This window comes from Streptomyces sp. NPDC047315 (genome assembly GCF_040643215.1).
Classification (GTDB): domain Bacteria; phylum Actinomycetota; class Actinomycetes; order Streptomycetales; family Streptomycetaceae; genus Streptomyces.
The window spans coordinates 1-3,119 of the sequence record NZ_JBEYTZ010000098.1 but is presented as its reverse complement, the minus strand read 5'-3'; the positions used below and the strand labels follow the sequence as shown (position 1 = coordinate 3,119).

Genomic DNA, 3,119 nt, shown 5'->3' with positions numbered 1-3,119 from the left:
ATCGACGCACCCCTGTGGTCCCTGACCCGCGGAGCCGTCTCCGTAACCCCCACCGAACCACTCCCCCACCCCACACAAGCCCAGACCTGGGGACTAGGCCGAGTCGCCGCCCTCGAACACCCCCACCACTGGGGCGGACTCATCGACCTCCCCGAAACCACGGACGACCGCACACCGGCGCGACTCGCTGCACTGTTGGCACCTGGCCAGCCCGAGGACCAGGCCGCCATACGCGCCTCGGGCGTGTTCGTACGTCGGTTGCGCCCCGCCCGGCCCGTTCCGGGCTTCCCGGCCGCCACGCCCGCCGACGCGTGGCGGCCGGAAGGCACCACGTTGATCACCGGGGGCACCGGCGGCCTCGGCATGCACCTGGCGCGGTGGTTGGCCGGGGCCGGTGCACCGCACCTGATTCTGGCCAGCCGCAGCGGCCCCGACGCACCCGGCACCACCGAACTCGTCAACGACCTCACCGCACACGGCACCCGCGTCACCGTCGTCTCCTGCGACACCGCCGACCGCACCGCACTCAAAACCCTCATCGCCGACATCCCCGCCGAACACCCCCTCACCGCCGTCTTCCACACCGCCGGCACCGCCGACGTGGGACCGGTTGCCGAGTTGGACGCCACCGCGCTCGACCACCAGCTGCGGTCGAAGGCCCTGGGGGCGGCGCACCTGCACGAGCTGACGCGCGATCTGGACCTGTCCGCCTTCGTGCTGTTCTCCTCGAACGCCGCTACGTGGGGCAGTGGTCAGCAGGGCGCGTACGCAGCGGCGAACGCCTACCTCGACGCGCTCGCTGAACACCGCCGCGGCCTCGACCTGCCCGCCACCAGCATCGCCTGGGGCCCCTGGGGCGAGATCGGCATGGCGGCCGACGCGAACACCCTCGCGTACCTCAGGAAGCGGGGGCTTGCGCCGCTCGCCACGGACCCGGCGACGGCATGTCTGCATCGGGCGCTCGTCGACGGGGCGACCACGCTGACCGTGGCCGACGTCGACTGGCGGAAGTTCCCCCTCGCGTTCACCGCGCAACGGCCCAGTCCGCTGCTGGCCGAACTCGCCGGTACGGCGGTGAGCGAGCAGGAAGCCGCCAGCGGGGCACCCGGGACGAGCCCGCTGCACCAGGAGCTGGCGGAGGGCACCCCAGCCCAGCAGCTCCAGGTGCTGTTGCGGCACGTTCAGAGCCAGGCCGCGGACGTGTTGGGCCACCCGGACCCGTCGGCGATCCTTCCCGGCCGCCCGTTCCAGGAGCTGGGCTTCGACTCGCTGACCGCGGTCGAACTCCGCAACCGCCTCACGGCGCTCACCGGGCAGAACCTCCCGCCCGCCGTCGTCTTCGACCATCCGACGCCGAAGGCGCTCGCCGCGCACCTGCGCGCCGAGTTGGGCGGCCGGAGCGCCCGGGCGGCGGTGCTCGTACCGGTCGCCGTCAGCGACGAACCGATCGCGATCGTCGCCATGGCCTGCCGCTTCCCCGGCGGGGTGCGCTCCCCCGAGGACCTGTGGGACCTGGTGGCGCAGGGCCGGGACGCCGTCTCCGAGATGCCCACCGACCGCGGGTGGGACCTGGACGGCTTCTACCACCCCGACCCCGGGCACCAGGGCACCAGTTACGTACGGGAAGGCGGCTTCCTGTACGACGCAGCGGGCTTCGACGCCGGCTTCTTCGGCATCTCCCCGCGGGAGGCCCTGGCGATGGATCCGCAGCAGCGGCTGCTGTTGGAGACCGCCTGGGAGGCGTTCGAGCACGCCGGACTGGACCGGGCCGCGGTCAGCGGCAGCAACACCGGCGTGTTCACCGGCGGTACGTACCAGGGGTACGGCTCGGGCGGGAGCGCCGGCGCACCCGACGTGGAGGGCTACCTCCTCGCCGGCGCCACGCCGAGCGTCATGTCCGGCCGCATCTCGTACGCCTTCGGGCTTGAGGGCCCGGCGGTGACGGTGGACACGGCCTGCTCGTCGGCGCTGGTGGCCATGCACCTGGCCGCGCAGGCGCTGCGGCAGGGCGAGTGCTCCATGGCGCTGGCCGGCGGTGCAGCGGTGATGGCGACGCCCGCCACGTTCGTGGAGTTCTCCCGGCAGCGCGGGCTGGCGGCCGACGGCCGGTGCAAGCCCTTCGCCGCCGCGGCCGACGGCACCGGCTGGAGCGAGGGCGCCGGGCTGCTGCTGTTGGAGAAGCTGTCGGACGCGCGGCGCAACGGCCACCCGGTGCTGGCGGTGCTGCGCGGCTCGGCGGTGAACCAGGACGGCACCAGCAACGGGCTGACCGCGCCCAACGGGCCGGCGCAGCAACGGGTCATCGCCCAGGCGCTGGCGAACGCCCGGCTCTCCCCCGCCGACGTCGACGCGGTCGAGGGCCACGGCACGGGCACGACGCTCGGCGACCCGATCGAGGCACACGCCCTCCTGGCTTCCTACGGCCAGGACCGCCCCGAGGAACGCCCGCTCTGGCTGGGCTCCGTGAAGTCGAACATCGGGCACACGCAGGCCGCGGCGGGTGTGGCCGGTGTGATCAAGATGGTGATGGCGATGCGGCACGGCGTGTTGCCGGCGTCGCTGCACATTGACGAGCCGTCGCCGCACGTGGACTGGTCGGCTGGCGCGGTGCGTCTGCTGACGGAGCAGACGGAGTGGCCGCAGGACGGACGTCCGCGGCGGGCCGGGGTGTCGTCGTTCGGGATCTCCGGCACCAATGCTCACGTGATCATCGAACAGGTCGCTGCCGAGGTCCCGACCGCGAGCGCAGTCGGGGATGACGCCGACGTAACTGTGCCGTGGGTGCTGTCCGCGCGCGGCGACGCTGCACTGCGCGGTCAAGCCGCCGCGCTCGCCGCCCACGCGACGACGCACGAGGAACTGCCCACGGCGGACGTCGCCTGGACGTTGATGACCGGCCGGACGACGTTCGAGCGTCGTGCGGTGGTGGTGGGCAGTGACCGGGATGGCTTGTTGGAGGGTGTTCGGGCGTTGGCGGCGGGTGAGGTGCGTTCGGGTGTGGTGTCGGGGGGTGGTGCTGTTTCTGGTCGGACGGTGTTTTTGTTGAGTGGGCAGGGTTCGCAGCGGGTGGGGATGGGTGCGGGGTTGTATGCGCGGTTCCCGGTGTTTGCTGCTGTGTT

General features: G+C 72.7%; 1 protein-coding gene. It reads left to right on the top strand.

Annotated features, from left to right (window positions below; translation table 11 throughout):
* The coding region (locus tag ABZ842_RS38645; protein ID WP_361548539.1) for a type I polyketide synthase at nt 1–3,119 on the top strand (3,119 nt) is incomplete at both ends.